The sequence below is a fragment of the Ramlibacter sp. genome, from assembly GCF_036676645.1.
In the GTDB taxonomy this organism is placed as follows: Bacteria; Pseudomonadota; Gammaproteobacteria; order Burkholderiales; family Burkholderiaceae_C; genus Ramlibacter.
Genome location: NZ_JAKFCM010000059.1, coordinates 1 through 1,912, shown reverse-complemented (window position 1 = coordinate 1,912; position 1,912 = coordinate 1). Strand labels below are relative to the sequence as shown.

2 protein-coding genes are annotated in these 1,912 nt (G+C 69.9%); one reads left to right on the top strand and one right to left on the bottom strand.

Annotation, left to right across the window (positions count from 1 at the left end; all coding sequences use genetic code 11):
* A partial coding sequence (gene ssb / locus V6M57_RS09695; RefSeq protein WP_332814783.1) for a single-stranded DNA-binding protein occupies positions 1–365 on the bottom strand: 365 nt, incomplete at its 3' end.
* 143 nt (positions 366–508) lie between these two features.
* Between ssb and V6M57_RS09690 the strand changes: the two genes are divergently transcribed.
* On the top strand, positions 509–1,882 hold the full coding sequence (locus V6M57_RS09690; protein ID WP_332814782.1) for a chloride channel protein: 1,374 nt from the start codon (positions 509–511) through the stop codon (positions 1,880–1,882).
* Positions 1,883–1,912 lie beyond the last annotated feature (30 nt).

Genomic DNA, 1,912 nt, shown 5'->3' with positions numbered 1-1,912 from the left:
CCGCCTTCGTCACCCCCGCCCATGCCTTCGCGGCCGCCGAGCAGCTGCAGTTCGGTGGCGATGATGTCCACGGTGTTCTTTTCCACGCCGGTGGTCTTGTCCACGTAGGTGCCGTATTTCAGGCGGCCTTCCACGTAGATCGGGCGGCCCTTCTTCACGTATTCACCGGCGATCTCGGCCAGGCGGTCGTAGAAGGTGACGCGGTGCCACTGGGTGTCTTCAATGGTTTCGCCGCTGTTCTTGTCCTTGCGACGGCTGGAGGTGGCCACGCTCACGTTGGCGACGGCCTGGCCCGAGGGCAGGTAGCGGATTTCGGGGTCGCGGCCGCAGTTGCCGACGAGGATGACTTTGTTGACGGATGCCATGTGTGTGCCCTTGGGGGAATTAGCAGGCGGCGCGGGAGCCCGGGCCGCAAAACGGTCAACCATTGTGCCGCAAGTGCCGGTATCGCCCAATACGCCGCCTGCCGGTGTCGGCCACCTCGCCGCTGGCCCTACACTGCCCCCCGATGAAAGGCGAACCGGACTTCCTGCAGAACCTGCGCGACGAAATGGGCGACGGCCGGCAATGGCTGGACCGCGGCATCGTGATCGCCTACGCGGTGTTGACCGGTCTGGCGGTGGTGGGTTTCACGCTGCTGGCCGACGCCGCTTTTGGCCTGTACCAGAGCCTGCGCGGCGCCATCTGGTGGGCGCCGCTGCTCTGGACGCCAGCACTCACCGCGCTGGTGGTCTGGGGCATCCGGCGCTGGGCGCCGGGCGCGGTGGGTTCGGGCGTGCCGCAGGTACTGACCGCGCTGGCACCGGAAACCCCGATCGCCAGCCGCTCGCGCTTCGTTTCGCTGCGGCTCTCGCTGGCCAAGATCGCGGCGGTATCGGGTGGTCTGTTGGCGGGGCTGTCGATCGGGCGGCAGGGGCCGTCGGTGCAGATCGCCGCGGGTGTGATGCTGCACGCGAGGCGCTGGCTCTCGCCCAAAACCGACATCAGCACGCGCGAACTGCTGGTGGCCGGTGGCGCCGCCGGCATCGCCGCGGCCTTCAACACGCCGCTGGGCGGCATCGTGTTCGCCATCGAAGAGCTCTCGCGCCGGCTGCAGGACCGCAGCAGCGGCCTGATGCTGGCGGCCATCGTGGTGGCCGGCCTGGTGGCGGTGTCGGCCTTTGGCAACCTCTCGTATTTCGGCCGCATCCGCACCGACGGTGTCTCGTGGTGGAGCCTGCTCGGCCCCGGCCTGCTGGTGGCGCTGGGCTGCGGCTTGCTGGGCGGCCTGCTTTCGCGCCTGATGCTGGCCTCGTTCACCGGCCTGCCCGACCGCTTCTGCGCCTACCGCCGCAAACGCCCGGTCACGTTCGCGGCCCTCTGCGGTTTCGTGGTGGCGGTGATCGCCATCGTGAGCGACGGCAACGCGGTGGGCGTGGGCCACCACCACACCCACGCCCTGCTGGACGCGGCGGGCAGCGGTGAGCACCAGCCGTTGGTGTTCACCGGCCTGAAGTTCATCGCCTCCTGGCTCTCCGCCTGGGCCGGCGTGCCCGGCGGCATCTTCGGGCCCAGCCTGTCGCTGGGGGCCGGCCTGGGCGCCGACGTGGCCTGGCTGCTCGACTCGCCGCACGGCCCGGCGCTGATCGCGCTGGGCATGTGCGGTTTTCTGGCCGCCGTGACGCAGACGCCGATCACCGCCATGATCATCGTGATGGAGATGACCGACGGCCACAGCATGGTGCTCAGCCTGATGGCCTGCGCGCTGCTGGCCAGCCTGCTGTCTCGCATGATCAGCCGGCCGCTGTACAGCACCATGTCGCTCCTGATGATGCGGTCGCTGCGCGGCGATCTCGCGCCGCTGGCGGGGGCACCGGCGCCCATGCCACCCGCGGACCGGTAGGCCCCGCCGGTCAACCGCCCCGGACCGGTG